Annotated in this window: 22 protein-coding genes; 5 read left to right on the top strand and 17 right to left on the bottom strand. The window is 57.0% G+C overall.

Annotated features, from left to right (window positions below):
• The first annotated feature begins 6 nt into the window (after positions 1-6).
• Positions 7-993, top strand: coding sequence for a phosphotransferase (locus GZH47_RS22905; protein ID WP_162643347.1), 987 nt, complete (start codon positions 7-9; stop codon positions 991-993).
• Positions 994-1,150: 157 nt separating this feature from the next.
• Here GZH47_RS22905 and GZH47_RS22900 read toward each other — a convergent pair whose 3' ends face one another.
• The 11 genes from GZH47_RS22900 to GZH47_RS22850 form a co-directional block, all read right to left on the bottom strand.
• Entirely contained in the window at positions 1,151-2,356 is a 1,206-nt protein-coding gene (locus GZH47_RS22900) for an aminotransferase class I/II-fold pyridoxal phosphate-dependent enzyme (protein WP_162643346.1), read from the bottom strand.
• A gap of 22 nt (positions 2,357-2,378) precedes the next feature.
• Complete coding sequence (locus GZH47_RS22895; RefSeq protein ID WP_162645383.1) at positions 2,379-2,738, bottom strand: Spx/MgsR family RNA polymerase-binding regulatory protein; 360 nt, start codon at positions 2,736-2,738, stop codon at positions 2,379-2,381.
• Positions 2,739-2,795: 57 nt separating this feature from the next.
• Entirely contained in the window at positions 2,796-3,773 is a 978-nt protein-coding gene (locus tag GZH47_RS22890) for an RluA family pseudouridine synthase (RefSeq protein WP_162643345.1), read from the bottom strand.
• Positions 3,770-4,345: a cob(I)yrinic acid a,c-diamide adenosyltransferase gene (locus tag GZH47_RS22885; protein WP_162643344.1), complete on the bottom strand. Its 576-nt coding sequence runs from the start codon at positions 4,343-4,345 to the stop codon at positions 3,770-3,772. Before GZH47_RS22885 ends, GZH47_RS22890 begins: the two co-directional genes overlap by 4 nt.
• A gap of 212 nt (positions 4,346-4,557) precedes the next feature.
• Positions 4,558-4,776, bottom strand: a complete 219-nt coding sequence (locus tag GZH47_RS22880; protein WP_225446170.1) for an aspartyl-phosphate phosphatase Spo0E family protein — start codon at positions 4,774-4,776, stop codon at positions 4,558-4,560.
• 121 nt (positions 4,777-4,897) lie between these two features.
• Positions 4,898-6,112, bottom strand: coding sequence for an aminotransferase class I/II-fold pyridoxal phosphate-dependent enzyme (locus GZH47_RS22875; RefSeq protein ID WP_162643343.1), 1,215 nt, complete (start codon positions 6,110-6,112; stop codon positions 4,898-4,900).
• Between the two features lie 15 nt (positions 6,113-6,127).
• Positions 6,128-6,619: an Lrp/AsnC family transcriptional regulator gene (locus GZH47_RS22870; RefSeq protein ID WP_162643342.1), complete on the bottom strand. Its 492-nt coding sequence runs from the start codon at positions 6,617-6,619 to the stop codon at positions 6,128-6,130.
• 158 nt (positions 6,620-6,777) lie between these two features.
• Complete coding sequence (locus GZH47_RS22865; protein WP_162643341.1) at positions 6,778-7,251, bottom strand: spore coat protein; 474 nt, start codon at positions 7,249-7,251, stop codon at positions 6,778-6,780.
• 36 nt (positions 7,252-7,287) lie between these two features.
• Complete coding sequence (locus tag GZH47_RS22860; protein ID WP_404823708.1) at positions 7,288-7,515, bottom strand: hypothetical protein; 228 nt, start codon at positions 7,513-7,515, stop codon at positions 7,288-7,290.
• 109 nt (positions 7,516-7,624) lie between these two features.
• Positions 7,625-8,290, bottom strand: a complete 666-nt coding sequence (locus GZH47_RS22855; protein WP_162643339.1) for a DUF2642 domain-containing protein — start codon at positions 8,288-8,290, stop codon at positions 7,625-7,627.
• A 404-nt stretch (positions 8,291-8,694) separates the two neighbouring features.
• Entirely contained in the window at positions 8,695-9,483 is a 789-nt protein-coding gene (locus GZH47_RS22850) for a hypothetical protein (protein WP_225446169.1), read from the bottom strand.
• A 795-nt stretch (positions 9,484-10,278) separates the two neighbouring features.
• Here GZH47_RS22850 and GZH47_RS22840 point away from each other — a divergent pair.
• Positions 10,279-11,352 carry a CotH kinase family protein gene (locus GZH47_RS22840; RefSeq protein ID WP_162643336.1) on the top strand — a complete coding sequence of 358 codons (1,074 nt, stop codon included), beginning with the start codon at positions 10,279-10,281 and terminating at the stop codon, positions 11,350-11,352.
• A 104-nt stretch (positions 11,353-11,456) separates the two neighbouring features.
• On the opposite strand, the gene cysK is transcribed toward GZH47_RS22840, so the two are convergent.
• The 5 genes from cysK to GZH47_RS22815 all read right to left on the bottom strand — a co-directional run bounded on the left by cysK (position 11,457) and on the right by GZH47_RS22815 (position 17,325).
• Positions 11,457-12,374 carry a cysteine synthase A gene (gene cysK, locus GZH47_RS22835; RefSeq protein ID WP_162643335.1) on the bottom strand — a complete coding sequence of 306 codons (918 nt, stop codon included), beginning with the start codon at positions 12,372-12,374 and terminating at the stop codon, positions 11,457-11,459.
• Between the two features lie 22 nt (positions 12,375-12,396).
• Positions 12,397-13,731, bottom strand: a complete 1,335-nt coding sequence (locus GZH47_RS22830) for an MFS transporter (RefSeq protein WP_225446168.1) — start codon at positions 13,729-13,731, stop codon at positions 12,397-12,399.
• 108 nt (positions 13,732-13,839) lie between these two features.
• Positions 13,840-14,388: a hypothetical protein gene (locus GZH47_RS22825; protein ID WP_162643334.1), complete on the bottom strand. Its 549-nt coding sequence runs from the start codon at positions 14,386-14,388 to the stop codon at positions 13,840-13,842.
• Between the two features lie 135 nt (positions 14,389-14,523).
• Positions 14,524-14,943, bottom strand: coding sequence for a DUF350 domain-containing protein (locus tag GZH47_RS22820; RefSeq protein WP_162643333.1), 420 nt, complete (start codon positions 14,941-14,943; stop codon positions 14,524-14,526).
• Between the two features lie 18 nt (positions 14,944-14,961).
• A complete protein-coding gene (locus tag GZH47_RS22815) occupies positions 14,962-17,325 on the bottom strand; it encodes an endonuclease MutS2 (protein ID WP_162643331.1) in 2,364 nt (787 codons plus the stop codon).
• Between the two features lie 226 nt (positions 17,326-17,551).
• On the opposite strand from GZH47_RS22815, the gene GZH47_RS22810 reads away from it, so the two are divergent.
• The 3 genes from GZH47_RS22810 (at position 17,552) to GZH47_RS22800 (ending at position 19,527) form a co-directional block, all read left to right on the top strand.
• Positions 17,552-17,914 (top strand): phage holin family protein, encoded by a 363-nt coding sequence (locus tag GZH47_RS22810; RefSeq protein ID WP_162643330.1) that lies wholly within the window; start codon positions 17,552-17,554, stop codon positions 17,912-17,914.
• Between the two features lie 91 nt (positions 17,915-18,005).
• The gene (locus tag GZH47_RS22805) at positions 18,006-18,401 is read left to right on the top strand and encodes a cupredoxin domain-containing protein (RefSeq protein ID WP_162643329.1); all 396 of its coding nucleotides are present in this window, start codon (positions 18,006-18,008) and stop codon (positions 18,399-18,401) included.
• Between the two features lie 439 nt (positions 18,402-18,840).
• On the top strand, positions 18,841-19,527 hold the full coding sequence (locus tag GZH47_RS22800) for an SDR family NAD(P)-dependent oxidoreductase (RefSeq protein WP_162643328.1): 687 nt from the start codon (positions 18,841-18,843) through the stop codon (positions 19,525-19,527).
• A gap of 294 nt (positions 19,528-19,821) precedes the next feature.
• On the opposite strand, the gene GZH47_RS22795 is transcribed toward GZH47_RS22800, so the two are convergent.
• The gene (locus tag GZH47_RS22795) at positions 19,822-24,132 is read right to left on the bottom strand and encodes a hypothetical protein (protein ID WP_162643327.1); all 4,311 of its coding nucleotides are present in this window, start codon (positions 24,130-24,132) and stop codon (positions 19,822-19,824) included.
• Between the last annotated feature and the right edge of the window lie 26 nt (positions 24,133-24,158).

Genomic DNA, 24,158 nt, shown 5'->3' with positions numbered 1-24,158 from the left:
GTTCAAATGGAGACAGTCGTGAACGAAGAGATGATTTTGAACGACCTGGCACAAACCTTTCATCGATGCTTCGGCTTGAACATCATCGACGCTGCTCCCATTCGACGAGGCTGGCTAAACTTAAAATGGAAAGTCACGACTCCGGCAGGCGCATATGTACTGAAACAATACAACAAACAAAGATATCGCATCTATAATTCCGAGGAGCTGCTGTTTGCTTTCGATCAACAGGTAAGATTGCATGATCAAGGATTAGCATGCCCTAAATTGTTATCGCACGATGATCGTATCTTGCTTCGATCCGATCAGGGGGAACTGTTCATGGCGATGGAATTTTGCCAGGGCAGCATCATTCCGGCCGGTAAAGCCAATGCCCTTCAAATGTACGATTTAGGCTTGGCGACCGGGAAAATGCATCGCATGTTGAATGACGGATCAATCGGCATGAAGAAGAGCCCTTACTTTATCCCTCCGACCCGCGAGGAACGAATCGCTCATTGGAAGTCCGAATCGGAAGCAGCCCAGGCTGCCGGGAAGGCACATTTGCTTGCCGAGCTGGATACGCAGCTAAGCGCGACGGAACATTTCGATATGGACAGGCTCGACTACCTGCAATCCGGATGGGCGCATCGTGATTTATGGGTGGACAATCTATTATTCGATCCTCTCGGATTAACGGCCATTCTGGATTTTGACCGGTTAAGATATGATTATCCGCAGCTTGATGCCGCGCGCGCCGTCATATCCTGTGCCTTAGATGATCAATTGGACGTCTCCTTGGCTTCAGCGTTCATGGAAGGGTACAAAGAGGAACGCAGTACGGCCGAGGGATACTTAACGAATGCCTTGCAGCTGCTGTGGTATATGGAAAGTACATGGTGGATCAATGCGAACATGGATCAACATAGCGTACCTCCTGCCCGCTTTGCGAAGGAAATGAAATGGCTCGCTCATAATCGGAAGCTCATACGCGATCTGTTAGGTAACATGTAACAGGTAATATGCGCAACATGCTAGTGAAGGTATAGAAAAAGGGACATCGACCGCGGATCAGCCGCAGCGATGTCCCTTTTCTATTCCAGCCCCGTACGCCGTCTAGAACGAGGAGCTGTATAGAAGCCTCGATTTCATTCTAGTCCGGTTCATGAACTCAGCACTCACCACGGATGAATGCGCCTATGCGCAGCGCCGCTTCCCGCAGACGGTCTTCATTCTCCACGAGCGCGATTCTGACGTACCCTTCGCCTTCCGCACCGAACGCATCGCCTGGGATGACGGCAACGCCTGCCCGTTCGAGCATTTCCCGGGAAATTCGACGCGAGTCCCAAGGCTCTGACAACAGCCATTGCATAGGCGGCAGCTTCGCCCATAGAAACATCGTTGCTTTCGGGCGCTCGATCATCCAACCCTGCTCCGACAATGCTTCTATCAGCACATCCCGGCGGCGCTCATACCTGGCTCCAACCTTATCTCCGGCACCCGATAGATCCAGATCCAATGCAGCGATGCCCGCTTCCTGCACGGGAAGAAATACGCCGTAATCGATATTGGCCTTCAGCTCGCGCATCGCCGCGACCGCTTCGCGGTTTCCGGCAAGGAAGCCGATGCGGCAGCCAGCCATATTGAAGCTCTTCGACAACGAATGGAATTCCACGGCCGTCTCGATCGCACCTTCGACTTCCAATATGCTCGGCGGCCGGTAACCGTCGAATGCCATTTCCGAATAAGCTAAATCATGGACAATGAGGACGCCGTGCGCTTGGGCGGTTTCGACCGCATGACGGAAGAAAGCCAGATCCGCTACCGCGGAAACCGGATTGCTCGGATAATTGAGCAGCATGAATTTCGTTCGTGCCCAAACCTCGTCCGGAATGGCGGAGAAGTCGGGCAAATAGTTATTCTCGGCCCGAAGCGGCATCAGGTAGGGCTCGATGCCGGCCAGCGCCATTCCCGCCGCGTAAACCGGATAGCCGGGATCGGGCAGCAGCGCAATATCGTCGGGATTGCATAGGGCTAAAGCCAAATGACCGAGACCGTCCTGCGAGCCCATCAGCGAGACGAGCTCCTGCCCGGGATCGACGCGGATGCCGAACCGGAATGCCAGCCATTCCGCTGCTTTCGCAAGGAAGGCAGCCGTGCCTTTCGAACCGGGATAGCCGTACGCATCGTCGCGCAGCGCCGCTTCGCCCAACACTTGTCTAATCGCCGCGGCAGGCGGCAGATCGGGGCTGCCGATGCTTAAATCGATGACGTCAAGGCCGCGGCCAGCCGCCGTTCGCTTCCAATCGGCAACCTCGGCAAAGATCGACGAGCCGAGCCGCGATAACCGGTCCGCCCGCCATGTTTTCGTAGTCATACGCTCGTCCCCCTCGTAATCGTCAGCCCCAGATGCGGTCGAAATCTTCTTCCTTGAATCCTACCGTTACCGTAGCGCCGTCCGTTACGACGGGACGCTTAATGAGCCGTCCGTTGGAAGCGAGCAGCGCAATCTTCTCGCTGTCCGTCATGCCGGGAAGCTTGTCCTTCAGTCCCATTTCCTTGTACGCCTCGCCGGACGTATTGAAGAACTTCTTCACGTCCAAGCCGCTCTTCTTCACAAGATCCGCCAGCACGTCCGCAGGCGGTGCCGCTTCGAACACATTATGCGCTTCCAGCTCGTATCCTTTGCTCTTCAGCGATTTGATCGCCATGCGGCAGGTACCGCACTTTGGATATTCATAGATCGTTAGTTTCTTCATCGTGATGTGGTCTCCATTCGTATCGTATCCGTCTTGCAGCCGATGCTGCTTCAACGTCTATAGCTTCTTCATCTCCGCTTCCAGCTGCCCCAAATCAACCGGCAGCGATGCTTCGAAGGTCATGCGCTCCCGCGTGATCGGATGCGTGAACGACAATATCGCCGCATGCAGCGCCTGCCGGTCAACGAAAGACTCCAACAATTCCGCGGCAGCGGGCTTGGCCACAATTTGCGGATTCCCTTCGGCTGCGGCTGCAAATCCATACAGCTTGTCCCCGATGAGCGGGCAGCCGACATGCTTCATATGGACGCGGATTTGATGCGTCCGTCCCGTTTCCAGCTTCAAATTCACTTTCGCAGCCGCCCCGCCGCCATAGACGGCTTCCACTTCGTAATGCGTCACGGACGGATAACCGTCCGGCGTTACGACGCGCAGATGCGGATTCTCCTTGTCGCGGTCGATCGGCTCGTCGATCGTCGCTGCGGCCGTTGGAGGTGCCCCGTACACGTACGCCCGGTAACGTTTATCCACTTCGCCGCTTTGCAGCTGCTCCGAGAGCTGCTGATGAATATATGCCGTCTTCGCGATCGCTACGAGTCCCGACGTTTCTTCGTCCAGCCGGTGGATCGGCCTGAACCGCACCCGCTCCCCGCGCTCCTTCCAATAATGGACGACCCCGTTCGCCAGCGTCCCCGTATAATGACCGTGCGTCGGATGGACGATGATGCCCGGCGGCTTGTTCACGACGAGCAAATCCGCATCCTCGTACACGATATCCAGCGCCATCGGCTCCGGCAGAATATCGTCGGATTCTTCCTGCTCCATCCGCAGCTCCAGCAAATCCCCAGCCGCCACCCTGTCATTCGTGTACACGCGCGCGCCGTTGACCGTAATGCCGAGATCCGTCAGCTTCAATCGCGACAGCAGCTTGCGGGAAACGCCGAGCCGCCGCTCCAGGACGGTGCGCACCATTTTGCCGGCATCTTCTTCCGACGCGCGCACCGAGAGCGGCGGATAATACATCGTCTCGCTCATGATTCGCGCTTGCGGAACACGTCCGCACTCCGAATATAAGCCGTATCCTCCACGCCAAGCTTCGCATTCGCCGCGCGGGCAGCCGCGAAGAAATAATCCGACAGCCGGTTCAAATACATCATCACCGGCGCATGAACCTCGACTTCCGCGCTCAAGGTCACCGCGCGCCGTTCCGCCCGGCGGCATACGGTACGGCAAACATGCAGCAGCGCCGATACTTCGCTTCCTCCCGGCAAGATGAAACGGGTAATCTCCGGCGCAGCTTCCGTATGCGCGTCGATCCAGCCCTCCAGCCGGACGGCCGCTTCCTCCGTCAGCTTGAATTCACGTCCGGCCGGATCACGGAATGCCAAGTCCGACCCGCAGTCGAACAGCTCCTGCTGAATCTCCATCAGCTCCTCGACCAGCTCATCGAGCTGCCCGGTCGCTGCCGCAACTGCTGCCGCATGGGCGGCGAAGCTATTAAGCTCGTCGATCGTGCCGTATGCTTCCACGCGGCTGTCGTCCTTGCGGACGCGTCCGCCTTTAACGGAGGTTTGACCCTCGTCTCCTGTACGCGTGTATATTTTCATGTTCTACTCTCCCTCGATACAGCCTGAAATGCCCATTCGCTACATTCCACTATAGCACAAAACGATCCGATCAGGCTCGCCGCCTCATGGCCGCTAGCAGCAGGTCAGCGGTGCACCGGCAGAGCCAGCTTCCCGTCCCGGCAATCCTGCCCTAACGAAAGAAAAGAAGTCCCGGGTAAAGGACCTCTTCTCGATTGCTTGCACACCTATGATCAGCTCAGCTGCGCTGTGCCTCTGTTTGTCTTAAACCGCATGTATTCGTTGATTTTCGTATCCAGCAATCGGCTGAGGCCAATGACTTTCTCCGAACTGAATGTCGCTTCTTCTACGTAGGATTGCTCCATTTTCATGCGCAAGGCATGAATTTCGTCTTCTAATCGACGTATGGAAGATGAGGATACAAGCTTAAGACCCGTTTTTGCACAAGTCATTGCCATCCCTCCTGTCATCAATCAACGCAATCCAACGACGCTTGTGCAGAGCGGCGGCTTAAAGATTTTATAAAGATCACCCAAATTATAACAAAGAATGACAATAAAGACTATCTCTATTTTATTGTCCCTTTAATTTCCTGACGTACTGCCCCATTCGCTCGATCGCTTCGGTCAGCTGGCTGACGGAAGTCGCATAAGAGCAGCGGAGATGGCCTTCGCCGCCGAGACCGAATACGTCGCCCGGCACCGCCGCTACCTTCTGATCGTTGAGCAGCCCTGTCGCGAACTCCTCCGAGGTGAGGCCAAGTCCAGCGATCGAAGGGAACGCGTAGAACGCGCCCTGCGGCTCATGGCATTCCAGGCCGATGTCGCGGAATCCCTTCACGACAAGCCTGCGGCGCTGGTTATACGACTCCACCATACGGTCCTTCTCTTCCATGCCGTTGCGCAGCGCTTCAAGCGCCGCGACTTGTGCCATGTTGGAGGCGCACATAACCGTATATTGATGAATCTTCAGCATAGCTGCGATCAGTTCCGGATGTCCGCAAGCGTAGCCAAGCCGCCAGCCCGTCATGGCGAATGACTTCGAGAAGCCGCTCACCAAGATGGTGCGGTCTTTCATGCCGGGCATCGCCGCGAAGCTGACATGCTTCGTTCCATACGTCAGCTCGGCGTAGATTTCATCGGAGATGACGATCAGATCGTTCTCTTCTACCACTTTGGCGATCGGCAGCCAATCCTCGTACGTCATGATGCCGCCGGTCGGATTGCTCGGATAGCACAGAATAAGCAGCTTGGAACGCGGCGTTATGGCCGCGCGCAGCGATTCCGCGGTCAGCTTGAACTCATCCTTCGCGAACGTCTCGACGCCGACCGGAATGCCGCCGCTGAGCGCCGTAATCGGGGAATACGAGATATAGCAAGGCTCCGGTACGAGAATCTCGTCTCCGGGAGCGATCAGCGCGCGAAGCGCCAAATCGATCGCTTCGCTGCCGCCTACCGTAACCAGCACTTCCTTGCCCGGGTCATAGGTGACATTGAACTGGCTGTGCAGGTAATACGCGATTTCCTCGCGCAGCTCCGGCGTGCCCGCATTGGACGTATATTGCGTTTTGCCCATCTCGAGCGCATACACGCAAGCCTCGCGGACATGCCAAGGGGTAACGAAATCGGGCTCGCCGACGCCGAGCGTGATGATGTCCTTCCGGCCCGCCGCTAAATCAAAGAACCGCCGGATACCGGACGGTTTAATCGCTCTGACCTGAGGCGCCAGATACTCTGCCATCGATTCGCGCTTGATCGGCCTGCTCTGTTGTTTCTCATCGATAATCATAAGGAACCCGCCCCCTTACGGCGAGATGAGAAGACGATGGTCATCCTCATGCTCTTCGAATATAATGCCGTCTTGCTTGTATTTTTTTAAGATGAAAAAGGTTTTGGTGGAAAGCACGGCATCGATCGGAGACAGCTTATTGGATACGAAGGATGCCACGTCCTTCAGCGTCTTGCCCTGAACCTCGACAAGCAGATCGTACGCGCCGGACATTAAGTATACCGATTTCACTTCCGGATATAAGTAGATCCGTTCCGCGATGCCTTCGAACCCGCGGCCGCGTTCCGGCGTAATTTGAACTTCGATAAGTGCGGTAACCTTCTCGTCTTCAACCTTGCTCCAATTGACAACGGTCGCATATTTGACGATGATATGATCCTGCTCCATTTCCGCAATCGCCTGCTTCACTTCGTCCACCGGCACATCGATCATCGTCGCGATCAGTTCCGCAGAGCGCCTTGCATCTTCCTTCAGCAGTTCGAGTATTTGCATTTTCCGTCCATCCATCGTCAAACCCTCCTGATCTTAACTATAAAAACTATATTACAACGAATCCAAGCTTCCTGCAAAGAAGAATGCGTTCCTGCTCGCCCGCTTTCGCCCGTCGGACGGACCCCCCGATATGGAAAAAGACCCCGAAGGGTCTTTGCGCATCTATCGTCAGACTACATATACATCGGATTGCCGCCCTGCATGTGCTGCGAGCCGCCTTGCTGCTGCAAGTGCTGCTGTTGCATATGCTGCTGCATCTGCTGCGCTTGCATTTGCTGTTGCTGCTGATATTGATACTGCGAGCTGCGGAACGCGGACTGACCGAAGCCGATCTGCTGCAGAAACTGCTCTGTCTTATGCTCCGTCTGCTGATTCTGCTGCAGCGATTTGTCGATATCCTGGCGAAGCGCCGGGGATGCCGTGCTGTACATATTGTTTTGTTCCATGACTTTGTAGAGCTGGCCCTGCATTTGCAGCGTGCTGTTAAGCAGGTTCGTGAACAGCTGGCGCACTTGCTGGCAGCTTGCTTCCGTCGCGGCAGTCGCATACTCGCTCACTACCCGCTTCAGATCAGCCAGAACGGTATACGCCAAATCCTCGTCGGACAGCATGGGATGGGAATGGGCTTGTCCTTGTTGTTGTTGCATGTGGTTAGATCCTCCCGGTCGCTTAATAGGGTTCCGTTAGTGCGATTGCGGCTGCGTAGGCGCGAGCTGTTGATGCTGGCCGATCGCATGAATCAGCATTTGCGTATGCTGTTGATGCGTTTGAATCATGTGCATGCCGATCTGTTTGAGTGCCGGAGTGCTGGCGGATGCGGCCATGACCGCGTTTTGCTTAATTAACAAATCCTCGTTCGAGATGGAGTCCACAAGGTACTCCAATTCCTTGCCCGTCAACGGTTGAATCAAGACAATCCCTCCTAATTCCATGGATTTTAATCCTTGAATAGTATGTCCGCGCCCTTAATTTCCTATGTAACGCTTCTTCCCCGAGGGGAAGAACCGGTTGCTGCGATCGTTACGGCAGGTGAACCGTCTTCACGTGGTCGAAGTGCAGATAAACGGAGTTTCCGCCGGCGGTAGACAGCTCGATAATGTTTTGGTCGATGCTTTTGAGTACGCCGATCTTGTTCGGATTCTCGCCTAAGTCCAGAATCACGAACTCGCCGATCAGCTTGCGAAGCTGTTGGTCGAAGGTACGGGCCAATGTAATCGGAGAAGGTTTCAACGGAAACTGCTCGGGCGTCAGCGTGTAGGGCGTCACGTTCGGATTGTAGGGAATGAGAAATTTCAGATGCTGCAGCGACACGATCACCGAATGGTACACGGGCGAATAGAAAACGAAAAAATCATTCATGACGCTCGTTAGATAGCCGTGTATCGATTGATTGCCGGTAATATAAATTTCGGAGAACATGCCTTTGGCGTTCATGAGCACTTTTCGGTAGGAAATGGGATCGTTCTGGGGTTCGAAAGGCAGCTCCGGTACTTGGATTTCCTGCGTGTCGACTTTGGCCATGCGCAGCTGCTGAACATGAATGAGCGGAATGTACAGGAATTGCGTACCGTTATGAATAACGAGTATGTCTTGGCCCATATCGATGAGCTTGCCTTGAATCGGCATCGTCTTCCCTGAAATATCAAGCTCGACGTAACGGTCTAACAAAGGGTGACGATATTTCATGAAATCGACCTCCTTTCATCCAGTTAATTGCGTCCGGGCTCTAAAGACTGCTATAGACTGGCCGGCTGCATACGTGTGAAATGGAGATTCGGGTCGGTCAGCGACTTCGTCCTGGCCGCGATAACATATAAGTTGTTTATGAGGGTTTGACGGAATCGTCAGCCCCGCCGGAGGCATCCGCAATCGCATAGATACCGAACGCAAACAAAAGGATATGTCAGGGAGTCCACGGGCGCCAAAATCTCCAGTACAGGGAGCGAAGCACGGCCATATGATGCAAAATGAAGGGTGCAGCGCCGGCAGCGAGTCCGTGATCAGCGGGAATCCCGGGCCGGGTCCATGAGGATCCGGCCGGGCCGCCGATTCAGACTACTTGCAAAGCCGGGAAGCCGCAGATCGTGCAATCAGCCTTTTTTGCCCCGCAACGTGCTGGAGGTTTTACCGCTTTTTTTGCCGGTTTTGCTGTTTTTGCTGCTCGTGTTACGGTTGTTGGCGTTGCCGTTTGCGCCGGACGAGTTGTTTTTGCTGCCGGAAGAGCTGTTTTTGCTGCCGGAAGAGCTGTTTTTGCTGCCGCCGGAAGAAGATTTGTCTCCACGGCTGCCGCCGCTTGCATAGATGCCGGCTGTTTTGACCGTTTTGATGTGGTAAAGCGGGATTTGTACCAGCTCAGGACCGACGACAAGCAGCAGCGCTTCACTTCCGACTTGCGCGATGAAGCCTTCGATTTTCTCCGGGCCGCCCCAGTTGATTTGAACGAACTTGCGTGTCAGCTGGTGAAGTACGCCGACGAAGCTGTTCGCCATGATAAAAGTACGGGTGCCGCCTGTGCCTTGAGATCCGTTAGAGCCGCGGGATCCGCCGGAGCCTTTCGGAAGGTCGGTAACGCTTTTTACATGGCTGGCGTTCACGTAGACGAGTCCTCCTGATGCTTTGAGCACGAGGTAACCGGTTTGAACGCCAAGCAGTTTGCCTTCCAGCGACTCGGGGCCGCCGCGGTTGATGCGCACGTTCATGCCGACTTGCTCGTTCAAGAAGTTGCTGCCGCCTTTTTGGCTTTTGTTGCTTTTGTTGCTTTTGTTGCTTTTGTTACAATTGCTCTTGTTGTGGTTTTGCTGCATGCCTTGATCGCCAAGCATGCCATACGGTTTGTAGCTGACTGCTTCGTTTCCCATGTTTCCCCAGCAAAGATTCATACTGAAATCCCTCCGCATTAATAGATTCTAACCTGCCCCATGAAGACCAAAGGGTGCAAACACGATCCGATACCTGCTGCCAAGGTGAACGGCTGACGCCATTCCTTGGCGGCGACGCGCTTTTCAAATAACGGTTCATCCTACTCGCTTCGGCATTCATCCCTCCATTGCTTGCCCCTGTGAAATCTATCATGGGAGACAATTTATAATGTATTTATATGTATCCGGTATCGATAGGGTACTAGATTGTCATCTATTTCTAATAAGTTGAGTCAATCACCCGGTGCGATTGATAGATTCGCAACATAGCTTGTATAGAATCTACTAAAAGGAGTTGAAGTATAAATGGCTAATCAAAAGAAAGCAAACATGAGTAAATCGCAAGGTTCCAAGGGTTCTCACGGTTCTAATGGCTCCCACGGCTCCCATGGTTCCCAAGGATCCAACGGTTCCCAAGGCTCGCACGGTTCCCAAGGCTCCCGTGGTTCCCATGGCTCCCGTGGTTCCCATGGCTCGCAAGGCTCCCGTGGTTCCCATGGCTCCCAAGGATCCCGTGGTTCCCAAGGATCCAAAGGATCCCAAGGATCCCAAGGATCCCGTGGTTCCCGCGGTTCTCAAGGCTCGCAAGGCTCCCGTGGTTCCTTCGGTTCCCCAGGCTCGCAAGGTACCCGCGGCAACAACAGCGGCTGGTACGGCAAATAAGGAGTGACCGATAGACGATCGCCCGCATAGTGTAAATAAGCTGAAGCCTATCGGATGCGATAGGCTTTATCTTTTGCCTAAGGAGATGGTCGAATGTCCGGGGAAGGGCTGGCTACGCGCAAAATAACGATTGACGAGGCCGATCTGAGTCGCCTTCAGGCCGATGTGTGGAGCAATGAATTCGCACCCGTCAAGCTTGAAATGGACGGCGTCGCAATGGATGCTAAACTGCGGTTTCGCGGAGGCCATACACGGAATTATCCCAAGAAGTCCTACGAGATCCATTACGGCACTAACGGAATTCTTCATTGGAATGCGGAGTTCGACGATCCGTCGATGATTCGCAATGCGCTATCCTTCCGTTTCTTCAGGATGATGGGACTGCCCGCGCCACGCACGAAGCATATGTGGCTGGAGTGGAACGGTTATCCGCACGGGGTTTATTTGGAAATCGAGTCGGTCGATTCGGCGTTCTTCCGCAGACGGAACATCGGCTCCAAGTCGCTAATCTACGCGGTCAACGACAAGGCCAATTTCAGCTTGATTGATCCGGAGACCGAGGAACGCAAGGAATCGCTGATGGAAGGCTACAGGGTAATGAAGGGGAACGTTTATACGGAGAAACGGCTTGTTCGTTTCGTGAGCAGGATTAATCGCCTGCCGCGGGGGACGCTGCGTTCCTATATGGCCAAACGGCTCGACTTGAACGTCTATTTGAAATGGCTTGCCGGGGCCGTGCTTACGGGTAATTATGACGGATTTGACCAGAACTATGCGCTCTACGAGCATACGTCGACGGGAAAATACCGGATTATTCCTTGGGACTACGAGGGCACATGGGGAAGAAACTGCTACGGAAGGCTGTGCGGCAGCGATTTGGTCGACGTGAAGGGTTACAACGCGCTGACCGTCAAAGTGTTGTCCTACAAGTCCTGCAGGCAGGCTTACCGCAAAATATTAAAGAATATGCTGAACAGCAAATTTACGCTCGACGCGATCGAACCCGTCATCGACAGCATGTACGAGCAGATCAGGCCTGCCATACGGGACGATTTCACGCGAAAATGGCCCTTCCGCTCCTTCGAGGAGGAACCGGAACTGTTCCGCAGCTACATTCGGGAGCGTAGAGCCATTATTGAGGAAGAATTAGAAGTTTGGAAAGATTAATTGAAGCCCCGAAGCACCGATGCACCAGTAACATAGGCAACAGCAACAAGGGCAGCAAAAAATCTCAATCTCACGATACCTCGAACAGACATGCGAATCGCCGGTTAAAATAACCCCATACTTAAATAACGCTCACCGCTGTCAGGAGCTATGCAGAGCACCCGCCCGCCCGGTCCGATCCGGCGGGCCTGTTCCATTGCGGCCCAGACGGACGCGCCGGACGAAGGTCCGAGCAGCAGCCCTTCTTCCCGGGCGAGCCTGCGCATCGTATCTACCGCCGCATCGTCCGCCACTTGCACGATTTCATCATACACGGACGTATTCAAGATGCTCGGGACGAAACCCGGGCTCGTGCCGACAAGCTTATGCGGCCCGGGTTTGCCGCCGGACAGCACGGGCGAGCCGAGCGGCTCCACAACGGCGACATAGAGCCCGGGAATGGCGGCTTTCAACGTTTCTCCCGTTCCCGTTATCGTGCCGCCTGTTCCCGCCGAGGCGACGAACACATCCAATCTGCCGTCCGTTTGACGAAGGATTTCCGGCGCGGTCGTCACGCGGTGGATTTCTGGATTGGCTTCGTTCTCGAATTGATTCGGAATGTAGCTTCCCGGCCGCTCCGCCTGCAGCTCGAATGCACGCTTGATTGCGCCCGGCATCCGTTCCGCCGCGGGTGTCAGCTCGACCTCCGCGCCATAGGCTTTCAGCAGCCCGATCCGTTCTTTCGTCATATTGTCAGGCATAACGAGAATCAGCTTGTAGCCTTTGGCCGCAGCGTTCATCGCCAGACCGATGCCGGTATTCCCGCTCGTCGGCTCGATGATGGTCGCGCCCGGCTTCAGCAAGCCTCGCGCTTCCCCTGACGCGATCAGCGCATAGGCCGCCCGGTCCTTGACGCTCCCGCTCGGGTTAAAGCGTTCCAGCTTTACCAGCACTTCCGCGGAGCCTTGTTCCTGCATCCGATTCAACGCCACGACGGGCGTTTCCCCAATCAGCGCCGTAATATCATTCACAATGCGCGGCATCGTTTCTCGACTCCCCCTAACCTCACGAAGAGGTCTCTGTTTCTTTCCTTCCTTGCGCAGCGGCCTTCCCCACCAAGTTCCGCATCAGCCACCAGCCGAGAATGGGAAAAGCTCCTACTGCCAGCATCAGCCCAGGCACGACGTAGGTCGAATCCTCCATGTAAGGCAGAACGAGCAAATAGGCGGCTACGCCGATCATACGTCCAACCGTCAATCCCGCTTCGCGCAGAATGACGAACTCTTCGCGCTGTTTCGCGCTGTCCTCCGTGCTGCCGATCAGATCAAACACCGTCGACGTCATCGGAATAATGTAGAGCGGCATGAACAGTGCCGTTCCAATGCCGAAAATCAGCAGCGTGGTATAAGATAACGGCCAGAACAGCGGCGCAATAACGGCGGTCACGGCAATCGAGCCGATCAGCATCGCAGCCCGTCTTCGCTCAGGCTTCAGCATGCGTCCGATCAGCCAGAAGCTGACCAGCGCCACGAGCGACGTTACGAGGGAGAAATTGCCGAGCTTCCCTTCATTCTTCGTAGCCAAAAAGACGAGCAGGCCCACGAAGAACATGTACACGCCTTCGCGCACGCCTTGGCAAATGATCGCCGGAACGGCGTGACGCCACGGATTGCCCGGTTCGCGCAGCTGCCGGAAGCCATGCAGCCACTCGTAGGTACCGGACGATTCCCGCTTCTTTAACCAGAAGCTTAGCACCACGGCTACCGCGAAGATGATGGACGACACCGTGAAAATAATATGATAGCCGCGCTCGCCCTTGCTCATCGTAATGAGCCAGCCCGAAATCCAAGGCGCCACGATGCCTGCTCCCGATCCGAGAAGTCCCGCCCAGCCGTTAAACCGATCGCGGTTGCCCGGCTCCGTCACCTCGAAATAAACGACGTTGAACGCCAGCCAGAACAGTCCGTTGCCGATGCCGATCATAATGCCTAGCGGCACCGCATACGTGACGGCGGCTTTCCCCAGCATCAGCACGACGAAATAGAACAAGCCGGACAGCGCCACGCCGAACCGGAGACTGTTCATCTTATTATGTTCCTTGACCCATTTGCCCGCCAGCCAGAACGTGAGTCCGCTTACGACGAATTGCGTCAAATTGAAATAACCGACCAGCGCAAAGGACTGGCTGGACTTCCATAGATAAATCGGCAAAAACGTTCCCGACAGCGCATTGGCCGTACCGAGCAGCGCCTGAACGGCAAGCAGCAATATCGCTTGTCCGTCCAGCGTACGGGTGTTGAAATCCCGTTTTCCGCCGATTTCATTAGATACGGTCCGCATGTTTCCCTTATCCTTGCCCGCGAACCAGCGCGATTGAACGGTATGTTTACCCTGCTCCAAGCAGCATCCCTCCTGCCTGCTGCAATTGCAGCATGGGAGTAAGGTACCCTCTTGCCAGAGCCGACATGCCGGAAAACGCGATTTACATGAACTTGCCAGCCCGGTTGATTACAGCTCTTCGGAGCCGGAAGACTGGGTAAGCAAATGAACGAGGCGCTCCTGATCCTCTACCGACAAACGATTCACGGTATGGAAGCAGGATGGGCATACGTAGAGGACAAGCGCAAACGGCGTTGCCAGAATCGGCTCGCCAAGCGCAGCCGGAATTCTCGGCGTAAAACCGTTCCCCGTGACGATCTGCGTTCCCGCTTCCAGCATCAGCTCATGGCAGGTCGGACATTCCGGCGCTTCCAACTGGTCGTCCAGCACGCCTTCCATCGATTGTTCGAGTACGAGCCGTTCGCGGTTATACTCGCGGAAGTCGGTCATATCGTCCGCGCCGTCTTCCTCCCAATCCGCGGAATCGTTAGCGCCCGCTTGCTCTTCTTCTCCCTCGCTGTCGTCCAGATCCAATTGCAGCGTACGGTAACCGGACAGCTCGTTCTCGCAGTGCGGGCAATTCCGCTCGGGTCCGATCTCCTCGTCCCATACGATTTCCGTCTGGCACCATGGACAAACTACGGGTCCTTCTTCTTCGTGCTTGTGTTGATCGCTCATGATACTTCGCTCCTTATTGCATTAAGTAGTAGACGCCAAAAATGACGAATAACGCGGCTAACGCAAACAGCGTTCCCCATAAATATTTCATTTGTTCCAACATCCCCCAAAATTCATGCTGCTGCCGTGACTGCCTTACGCAATCGTTGCGCCGATGACGTAAGACAGCGATATGGATATGATCATCGCGATAAAGCCGACCGCCCGGTTATCCTTCTGAATTTCATCGTCGATCCGAAATACCGGCGTCAGGAATTCGAACAGGAAATAAGCCGCGAGCAGGAGCGCGTAACCGAACATCGCCCATACCATGCTCTGATAGACGGTCTCGTTGGCTTCGATCGAGAAACGGAATAAATTGCAGATACCGAATATTTTACCTCCGGTCGCCATCGCGACGGCCATGTTGCCCTTCTTGATTTCCTGCCAGCATTTATAGCGCGTGACGAGCTCGAAGACGTATAAGAACACGAGCAGCGCCAGCACCGCTACCGAAACGTAAGCGAGCGATGCCGCGAAAGTATTGCTCAGCAGCCGGTCAACTTCTTTATCCATCGCGCAGCCTCCGTCTTCTTACTTCAATTCCGCTACGGTAACGCCTGCTCCGCCCTCGCCGTATCTCCCCAGGCGGTAGCCTTTCACATGCTTGTGCCTGCGCAGGAAATCGCTGATTCCGCTTCGCAGCACGCCAGTTCCGTGGCCGTGAATAATGAAGACCTGGCCGAAACCGGCAAGGAAGGATTCATCCAGGAAGCGGTCCACTTCCAGAATCGCTTCTTCGAGGTTCGAGCCGCGCAAGTCGAGCTCCGAGCGGACGTTCTCGTCGCGGGTCCGTTTCAAGCTGGTTGCAATCTTCGGCTGCTGCGTCTTGGACGTCTCGGCGCGCTTCACGAGCTCGAGGTCGCTGACGGCCACCTTCATCTTCAGAATGCCGAGTTGAACGAGCGCGTCGCTGCCGCTCAGTTCCACGACATGGCCCCGCTGGCCGAGGCTGTAGACCATGACCTCGTCGCCGTTCTCGATTTGCTGCGGCTTGTTGGCTTTCGCCTTGCTCTTGGCGTTCTTGCGCGCTTCCGGCGTCGCCTCGTCCAGCCTTCGGCGGGCTTCCGTCAGCTTATGATCCTTCACCGCGGCGCCTTCTTCCTGCGCCAGTTTGCGCAGATCGGCGATGATTTCTTCCGCCTCGCGCTTCGCGCGCAGCATCACTTCGCGAGCTTCATCCTGCGCCTTCGCGAGCAGCTTCTCGCGCTGCTCCTCGAACCGCTGCAGCTCTGCTTCATGGCGCGCTTGCTGCGCCTCCAATTGCTTCCGTAGCGCTTCGGCGGTCTGGCGCTCGTTCTCGGCGCCGATCCGGTTCTCCTCCAAGGAAGCGATCATCGACTCGACGCGAATATCCTCTTCGCTCACTTCGCCGCGCGCATGCTCGATAATTTTGCTTTGCAAACCGAGCCGCTCCGCGATGGCGAATGCGTTGCTTCGTCCAGGCACGCCGACCAGCAGCCGGTAAGTCGGGCTCAGCGTAGCGATATCGAATTCCATGCTCGCATTGATGACGCCTTTGCGGTTATAGGCATAGGCTTTCAACTCGCTATAGTGTGTCGTCGCGACGATCCGGCAGTCCAGCTTATGCATATGCTCCAGAATCGCAATGGCAAGAGCTGAACCTTCCGCAGGGTCCGTTCCGGCCCCGAGCTCGTCGAGCAGCACAAGGCTCTTCGGCGTCATCGTGTTCAAAATGCGAATGATATTCGTCATATGGCTGGAAAACGTACTGAGGTTCTGTTCGATGCTTTGCTCGTCCCCGATATCGGCGTACAGCGCGTCGAACACGCAAAGCTGGCTGCCTTCTTCGGCAGGCACGTACAAGCCGGACATGGCCATCAGGCTGAGCAGGCCGATCGTTTTCAGAGAGACAGTCTTACCACCGGTATTCGGACCTGTGACGATGATGGCCGTATACTCGTTGCCGAGCTCGACATCGATCGGAACGACTTGTTCCCGCGGGATAAGCGGATGCCGCCCCTTGCGCAGCTTCAAGAAGCCCCTGTCGTTCATCCGCGGCATGGAAGCGCCCATAATATGGGCGAGACGCGCCTTGGCAAAGGCAAAATCCAGCTTGCCGAGCAGATCCAAATCGAGGATCAGATCATCGGCATATTCCGCCGCAAGCGCGGTCAGCTTCTGCAAAATCTTCTCGATCTCGCGCTCTTCGCCAAGACGAAGCTCGCGCAGCTTGTTGTTCATGACGACGATCGCTTCCGGTTCGATGAACAGCGTCGCGCCGGAACCCGACTGATCGTGGATAATACCGCCGAAATTCGAGCGGTATTCCTGTTTGACCGGGATTACATAACGATCGTTCCGAATCGTAATGATCGCGTCCTGCAGCATCTTCTGCACGGAAGAGGAGCGAATCATGCCTTCGAGCTTCTCGCGCACGCGCGACTCTCCCGCCCGGAGCTCTCTGCGGATGTTCGCCAGCTCGGCGCTCGCGCTGTCCATCACTTCGGCCTGGTCGTCGATGCAGAAGAAGATCGCGTCTTCCAGCGCCTTATGCTCCGTCAGCTGTTCGGCCATTGCGGCCAGCGTCGGTACAGGATCGTCATCATGCAGCTGAAGCACGTGACGTTTGACGCGCCTGCCTCCCCGTACCGTCTCCGCGATTTCGAGCAGCTCCGCCGGGTTCAAGGTACCGCCGATTTTGGAGCGCAGCAAAGAAGGCTTGATATCTGCGACGCCGCCGAACGGCGCGCTTCCCTTCAGACGGTCGGCTTTGTAAGCTTCGTCCGTCACTTGCAGCGCGTATTTGACATCCTCCAGGTCGGAACTGGGATGCAGCGCCTCGACCTCGGCTTTTCCGAGCGCCGTCGCGGCATGTTGAGCTAATTTATATACAATTTTCGCATAATCCAGCGTGTGTAGTATTTTACTGTCCAAGCGAGCACAACCCCTCTCGCTTCCTATTATAGCCGAAGAAAACGCCATATGCTACGACCGCGCGCTTCCATGAATGGCACCGCGGAAAAAGGTAACACTACATGTACACGAGAAGGTTCCATGCTTTCTTGGACATCTGGCCAATGCTTACGGAACTCGGTCGCAATTTCGGCTCGAAGAGGCGGTCAGAAGGTTTGCCACTACATTTTGCAGGAGGTTATTCGATATGCATTTTCTTGGTCATGTCGTTCGATTTATTGTAGCCGCGATCGTATTGATGATTGTCGGTTACATTGTGCCTGACTTCAGCGTAGGCGGATTCTGGAGCGCGTTCTTCCTGGCGCTTGTCATCGCTGCCCTCGGCTGGATCGTGGAAGGGATTTTCGGCAAGAGAGTTACGCCGTTCGGACGCGGCATCGTCGGCTTCCTGATGAGCGCGCTGGTCATTTGGGTCGCGCAGTTCATTGTCGGAGGGGTTTCGGTCACTTGGCTTGGGGCGATACTTGCCGCGCTCGTCATCGGCATCATCGACCTGTTCATTCCGATCAGCACGCCGTACGAGGCCGGAAGAGACCGCGATCGCGCATAGGGATTCAACAGATCGTCACAGAAATTTCGTCCCGTTCGCGCTATACTGGAAATGATCAACATTCCATGTTAGAGAAGGGGAAACGAAATTCATGAAAAAAATGCTGCTTATCTCCATGATGCTTGCCGCTGCGATCTTCGTTCTGGCTGCTTGCGGCTCGAACTCGAATTCCAATACGAACAACAGCTCGAGCTCCAACGTTGAAGACACGGGCACGGCTGCTTCCGCCAAAGTAACGATCAAGGCGAAGCGCTTCGAATTCGACAAGCCTGTCTACAACATCAAAAAAGGCGAGCCGACCGAAATCACCGTCGTATCCGAAGACGGCGTTCACGGCGTGGAGATCCCCGATTTCGACGATCTGAAGCTTGTCTCCGGCAAAGCAAAGGTCGTAACGTTCAATGACGCGGGCACCTACGAATTCCATTGCGACATTCCATGCGGCAACGGTCACGGCAAAATGGTTGCCAAAATCGTCGTCGAATAAGGTGATCGCGCAATGCCATTGTTAATGGCGGAGTGCTTATCATTCCGCGGAAGTTCAAGATCAAGAATAGGACAACCCTTATTCTAGCTTGGACTTCAATTGGGTAAAACCCGAGTTCTCGGCAGCTGCTTGCCGAGACTCGGGTTTTCTTGTTATTCGCACCTTGGCTTGAGATGCCTCGCACACAAGTCCGAGATACTCAACGCTCAACGCTCAACGCTCAACGCTCAACGCTCAACGGTCAACGACTTGGAGATGGTATAGTGATTTCTTATTGTCTTTATAAGCATTATTAATGAAGCTGTATTTTTATGAGCCGTTCGAATAAATATATCGCAAACAATCCTATGTTTATAAGAAAGTCTAATACTTGTCCTATTCCAACCCCGCGGCATTGTCTGATACGATGTCTGCAACGACAACGAAGAGGGTGGAGTATATGGCAACAGGCAAACTGCAAGGACGAGTCGCTGTCATCACGGGGGCGGGAACGGGACTGGGCCAAGCGACCGCGCTTGCGTTCGCGGCGGAAGGCGCGCATGTCGCGCTGATCGGGAGACGGCCCGGCAAGCTGGAAGAAACGGCCGCGGCGATTCGCGCGGCAGGCGAGGCCGGACGCGTGCTCGTCGTGCAAGCCGACGTTTCTTCCGAGCAAGACGTCCAGCATGCCGTCGGCTGGATTGCTGCCGAGCTCGGCGCCGTCGATATCCTCGTGAACAATGCGGCACTGCTCGAGCCCGGCTCCGTGCTGGAATTGGAAGCCGCGGAGTGGACAAGGCAGCTTGCTACGAATTTGACCGGACCGTTCCTGATGACGCGGGCCGTCCTTCCATTCATGCGCCGGGCCCGCTACGGGCGGATCATCAATATTACGTCAGGCCTGGCAAGCAACGGCGCAGGCGGGTACGCCGCTTACAGCGCATCCAAGGCCGGCTTGGAATCGCTCACGCGCACGACGGCCGATGAGGAGCATAACTACGGAATCCTGGCCAATGCGTTCAATCCCGGCACGATCCGCACCGAAATGCACGCCACGGGCAAAGATCCGCAAGGGGTCACGCCTGAGCTGGTGCGCCTTGCGTCACTGCCCCGGCATAGCGAGACGGGATCGATTATTGCGATCTGAACGCACGAGTATATAATAATGGACAGCGATAAGAATTGAGCAGTTGCCAGCGAAAACGGAACAACTGATTATGGAAAAAGAGGACAGATGCCTTGAGCGGCCCGGTTATGCACCGGGCGCGCAGGCACTGTCCTCTTTTGATTTCCGTCATGCGAGCCAGACGGTTATGAGAGCAAAAGTCGGTTACAAGAGCAAGAGTCAGTTACGAGGGCAAAGTCGGTTACATTGGCAAGAGCCAGGCTTATAACAGTCTCAAGCTCTCGCTCGCGCGCTCGCCTTGTTGTCCTGTGAACCTCAGCTCTTCTCGATCATTTCGATCCAATCGTTGAATTCGGTTTGCAGCATCCGGTATTCCGTCACCAGCTTGCCGTGCTCGGTTTGCAACTGCTCGTGTACGGCCCGAAGCTCCTGCTTGTCCTGCACCGCCTCGTTGAGAGCCGTTTCCAGCTCCGCAAAGCGTTCATCGATCTGCTGCGATTGCTGCTTCGACATTCTAACTTCGTCTTCGATCAGCCGCAGCTGATCCAGCAAGCCGGCTTCCGATTCGGCATGAGCCGCAGCCTGCTGCCTCGCCAGCTCGATCTCGGCTTCCGCCGCCTTCGCCTGGCGATCGATCTCGGCGGCCGCTTCGTCCGCGACGCGTTCCGCTTCCGCCATTTGGTTGCGCGCTTCGCGCATCAGCTCGGCTGCACGGTCTTCCGCAGCCTCCAGCCTATGCGCCAATTCGGCATTCTGGCTGCCAAGCAGCTCCAGCTCCTGCCGGATGCGGTCCCGGTCGCCTTGCAGTTCCACTTGCAGCTGCACGTACTCTTCGGCGCTGCGACGCGCATCCGCCAGCTGCGCGTTCAGATCGCTAAGCTGCGCTTCCTGCTGCTGGAACGCTTCCGCGCGACGATGCTCGCTGCGCTGCAGCTGCTCTGCATGCTGCCGCAGCTGTTCCGCAGCGTATTCCTGTTCGCGAAGCTCCTGCTGCAGGCGTTCCATGGCCGTCCGCTGCGCTTCTTCCTGCTCGGATGCTTCCAAGAGCAGCAGTTCGGCGCTCTCCTTAGCATCAAGCACTTGCTTATGCATGCGCTCCAGTTCAGAGCGGGCATTATCCAGCTGCTCGGCAAGCTGGCGGCTCTCGCTATGAAGCGCTTCGCTCCGTTGCTGGTGCTCCGCCTGCATAGCCTGCTCCCGCTCCGACGCCTGCGCAAGGGCGGCTTCCAGCTGCCGCTGATGCGCTGCCGCCAGAGCCGCAACTTCGTCCGCGCCTTCCTGCAGCGCCTGTTCCAGCAGCTGCTGCGCGGTCTCGCGCTCTTGCGCCAGCATCGCAGCGGCTCTCGCCTGCTCTTCGGTTTGCGCTTCCCGCAGCTGCGCCAACCGTTCCTCAGCCGCCGCTTCGGCTTCAGCGCGGGTACGCTCTACATGCTCGCGCGACTCTTGGCGGATACGGTCCGCTTCCGCTTCGGCATCCATGCGCGTTTGCTCCAGCTGCGCCAGCAGCTCTGCCCGAATTTCAGCCAGCTGCTCGGATGCCGCGGCTGCGGTCGCTTCTTGCAGTGCCCTCTCGCGGCGCAGCTCTTCCTCGTGTTTGTCCTGCGTTTCGATCAGCTCCAAGAGCGCAGCTTCGCGCTCTTGCTCCAGTTCGCCGTGCGAGCGTTCGCGCTGCTCGGCGAGCTGCGCTTCCATTGCCCGGCGATGTTCCGCAAGCTGGGCTTGGAGCGCTTCGCGCAGCTGCTCGAGCTCTTCCGCGGCTTTCAATTCCGCGGCTTGCATCGCTTGATCGTGGCCTTTGCGCGCTTCCGCCGCTCTCGCGGCTGCACCCAGCAGCATCTGCTCGTAAGCTTCGCGTTCCGCTTCGGCCTTCGCCATCGCGTCCTGCAGAGCCTTCGCGTGCACGGCTCTCTCCGCTTCGGCTTTCGCTTCCGCTTCGCGCAATGCTGCTTCGCGTTCTGCCGCAGCTTTCGCTTCCGCGGCCTGCAGTTCCCGCTCGTATGCTTCCAGCGCCTCAAGCTCGGCTAGCTCACGCTGCTCGCGTTCCTGCTCCAGCTGCGACTCCAGCGTCTCGCGCAAGCGCGTCATCTGTGCGGCAGCCGCCTCTTTGGCAGCGGTTATTTCGGCTTCGGCCGCTTCCCTTACCCGTGCCAGCTCTTCTTCAACTTCGACGCGCTCAGCTGCCGCTCTGACTTCCGCTTCACGCAGCTGCGCTTCCAATGCCTCGCGCTCCGCTTCCGCGTTCATCGCCGCTTCGCGCAGCGCCAACTCGAGGGCTTCCAGCGCCTCCAATTCAGCCAGTTCCTGCTGCTCGCGCGCTTGCTCCAGCTGCGACTCCATCGCGGCACGGAGTCGGCCCAGCTCGGCCGCTGCCGTTTCTTGCGCTGCCGCCAGCTCCAGCTCAGCCGCTTCCCTCACGCGCAGCAGCTCCGCTTCAGTCGCGCCGAGCGCTTCCGCTGCTCGCGCTTCCGCGTCCAAAAGCGCCGCCGCATGGGCTTCGCGTTCGGCCGCAGCCTGCGCTTGAGCGGCCTGCAGCTCCCGCTCTACCGCTTCGCGCTCCGAAGCCGCGCGCGCTTCAACGTCACGAAGCGCCTGCTCCTGCGCTTCCAATGCTTCGAGCTCCGACAGCTCCCGGAGCTCGCGCTCTTGCTCCAGCGCCAGCCGCTGCTGCGCAAGCTCCGCTTCCATTGTTGCGCGAAGCTGAGCCTGCTCGGCAGCAGCCGCTTCCGTAACGCGCGCAAGCTCCGCTTCGAGCGCCTCGCGCTCCCGAGCGCGTTCAGCCGCTGCGGCTTCCAGCTCCGCCGCCGCCCGTACTTCAACGGATTGAAGCGCCTCCTGCGCAGCTTGCGAGGCTAAATCTTGGCGTTCCCACTCTTGCTCCAGTTCCAGACGCTGCTCCGTTAACTGGCCTTCAAGCGTCTCGCGCACACCGGCCAATTCAGCCGCTGCCGCCTCGCGCTCAGCCTTAAGCTCCTCTGCAGCACTTTCGCGCACACGCGCCAGTTCGGCTTCAAGCGTCTCGCGCACACCGGCCAATTCAGCCGCTGCCGCCTCGCGTTCAGCCTTAAGCTCCTCTTCAGCACTTTCGCGCACACGCGCCAGCTCGGCTTCTGTCGTCTCCCGCACATCGGCCAATTCAGCCGCTGCCGCCTCGCGCGCATGTCCAAGCTCTTCTGCCGCGCCTTCGCGCACACGGGTCAGCTCGACTTCAGCCGCTTCAAGCGCCTCGGCTAATTCCGCGGCCGCTGTCTCGCGCACGCGCCCAAGCTCCGCGGAAGCCTCTTCGCGCGCACGCATCAGCTCGGCTTCAAGCGCCTCGCGTACGCCAGCCAGTTCAGCAGCCGCCGCTTCGCGTTCGGCCGCTGCCTGCGCCTCGGCGGCCAGTTTAGCGCCCGCGAGCGATTCTTCGGCTTCCAGCGTCTCCAGCAAACGGCTCTCCCGCTCCTGTTCCAACGCCTGCCGTTGTTGTTCCAGCTCGCGCTCCAGCGATTCGCGAAGCCGTGCCAGCTCCGTCTCCAGCTCTTCCCGAATGCGGGAGGATTCGGCCGCGGCCGCCTCGCGTTCCTCGGCCAGCTTGATCTCAGCGTCGAGGCGCGCGCGTTCCAATGCTTCCTGACCCTCTAGCGCGGACAGCCCATGCAGTTCCTGCTCTTCGGCAAGCGCGTTCCTCGCCTGAAGAAGCTCCGCTTCCATAGCCTCCCGTACAGCGGCCAATTCGGCAGTCGCTGCTTCGCGTTCGCGTCCAAGCTCCGCTGCAGCCGCTTCGCGCACGCGCGCCAGCTCGGCTTCCAAAGCATCTCGGACGCCGGCTAATTCCTCGGCCGCGGCTTCGCGTTCTTCTGCCGCCTTCGCTTCCGCTTCGCGAAGCGCTTCATCCATCCGTCCCTGCAGCGTTGCCGCAAGACGTTCCATTTCAACCAGCGCGGCTTCGCTTTCCAGCTCGCGTTCGAGTTCCATCGCTTTCCGCTCGCTGTCGAATGCCGCCGCAGCCGCTTCGCGCTCCGCGCCATGCTCCTCGAGCATGCGCAGCTGCTCCGTCAGATCAGCTTCGCGTGCCGCTTCATGCTCCAGCCGCTCCCGGGCAAGCTCGGCGCTAGCCGCGGCCAGTTCCTCCGCAAGCCGCGCTTCCAGCTCCGCACGCACGCGTGCCAGCTCGGCGTTTGCCGCGGCTAGCGCTTCGGCATGCTTCGCTTCCGCTTCGCCCACGGCTGTTTCAAGGCGAAGCTGCAGTTGGGTGCTCGTCCGCTCCAACTCCGTGCGCGCGCGTTCCCGCTCCTCTTCCAGTGCCGCTTCCGCGCTGAGTCGCTCGGCCTCCAGCTGACTTTGAAGCGTATCCAAAACCAGTTTCGCCTGCTCCAGCTCCGCCACGGCCAGTCTGCGGCGCTCCTCCGTCTCGTCCATCCGCTCGTTCTCCGTGCGCAGCCGGAACATTTCCTCGGCCATCTGAACCGAAGCCAGCATCGCAAGCTTAGGCAAATCCAAGCGCGGATAGCCCTTGGCGAGTTTATGTAAGTTATCGTCGACGTAAGCGGCAATCCGCTTAATGTAATCAGGGTTGTTATGACCAGTCAGTTTGAATTGGTTACCGTATATATCAACCGTCACACGTGTCCTATCGGCAGCGTTCATGAGGGTATCCTCCTATTGATCCAGGT

The organism is Paenibacillus rhizovicinus, from assembly GCF_010365285.1.
Classification (GTDB): Bacteria; Bacillota; Bacilli; order Paenibacillales; family Paenibacillaceae; genus Paenibacillus_Z; species Paenibacillus_Z rhizovicinus.
The sequence above is the reverse complement of the archived record's forward strand: the minus strand, read 5'-3'. Positions and strand labels throughout refer to the sequence as shown.

Coding starts and splice junctions, on each gene's coding strand:
- GZH47_RS22875 (WP_162643343.1), bottom strand. CDS start 6,112: ATGATTATCGATGAGAAACAACAGAGCAGGCCGATCAAGCGCGAATCG.
- GZH47_RS22805 (WP_162643329.1), top strand. CDS start 18,006: ATGAAAAAAATGCTGCTTATCTCCATGATGCTTGCCGCTGCGATCTTC.
- GZH47_RS22820 (WP_162643333.1), bottom strand. CDS start 14,943: ATGGATAAAGAAGTTGACCGGCTGCTGAGCAATACTTTCGCGGCATCG.
- cysK (WP_162643335.1), bottom strand. CDS start 12,374: ATGCCGCGCATTGTGAATGATATTACGGCGCTGATTGGGGAAACGCCC.
- GZH47_RS22795 (WP_162643327.1), bottom strand. CDS start 24,132: ATGAACGCTGCCGATAGGACACGTGTGACGGTTGATATATACGGTAAC.
- GZH47_RS22850 (WP_225446169.1), bottom strand. CDS start 9,483: ATGAATCTTTGCTGGGGAAACATGGGAAACGAAGCAGTCAGCTACAAA.
- GZH47_RS22810 (WP_162643330.1), top strand. CDS start 17,552: ATGCATTTTCTTGGTCATGTCGTTCGATTTATTGTAGCCGCGATCGTA.
- GZH47_RS22870 (WP_162643342.1), bottom strand. CDS start 6,619: ATGGATGGACGGAAAATGCAAATACTCGAACTGCTGAAGGAAGATGCA.
- GZH47_RS22895 (WP_162645383.1), bottom strand. CDS start 2,738: ATGAAGAAACTAACGATCTATGAATATCCAAAGTGCGGTACCTGCCGC.
- GZH47_RS22840 (WP_162643336.1), top strand. CDS start 10,279: ATGTCCGGGGAAGGGCTGGCTACGCGCAAAATAACGATTGACGAGGCC.
- GZH47_RS22855 (WP_162643339.1), bottom strand. CDS start 8,290: ATGAAATATCGTCACCCTTTGTTAGACCGTTACGTCGAGCTTGATATT.
- GZH47_RS22880 (WP_225446170.1), bottom strand. CDS start 4,776: ATGACTTGTGCAAAAACGGGTCTTAAGCTTGTATCCTCATCTTCCATA.
- GZH47_RS22900 (WP_162643346.1), bottom strand. CDS start 2,356: ATGACTACGAAAACATGGCGGGCGGACCGGTTATCGCGGCTCGGCTCG.
- GZH47_RS22865 (WP_162643341.1), bottom strand. CDS start 7,251: ATGCAACAACAACAAGGACAAGCCCATTCCCATCCCATGCTGTCCGAC.
- GZH47_RS22885 (WP_162643344.1), bottom strand. CDS start 4,345: ATGAAAATATACACGCGTACAGGAGACGAGGGTCAAACCTCCGTTAAA.
- GZH47_RS22905 (WP_162643347.1), top strand. CDS start 7: ATGGAGACAGTCGTGAACGAAGAGATGATTTTGAACGACCTGGCACAA.
- GZH47_RS22890 (WP_162643345.1), bottom strand. CDS start 3,773: ATGAGCGAGACGATGTATTATCCGCCGCTCTCGGTGCGCGCGTCGGAA.
- GZH47_RS22825 (WP_162643334.1), bottom strand. CDS start 14,388: ATGAGCGATCAACACAAGCACGAAGAAGAAGGACCCGTAGTTTGTCCA.
- GZH47_RS22800 (WP_162643328.1), top strand. CDS start 18,841: ATGGCAACAGGCAAACTGCAAGGACGAGTCGCTGTCATCACGGGGGCG.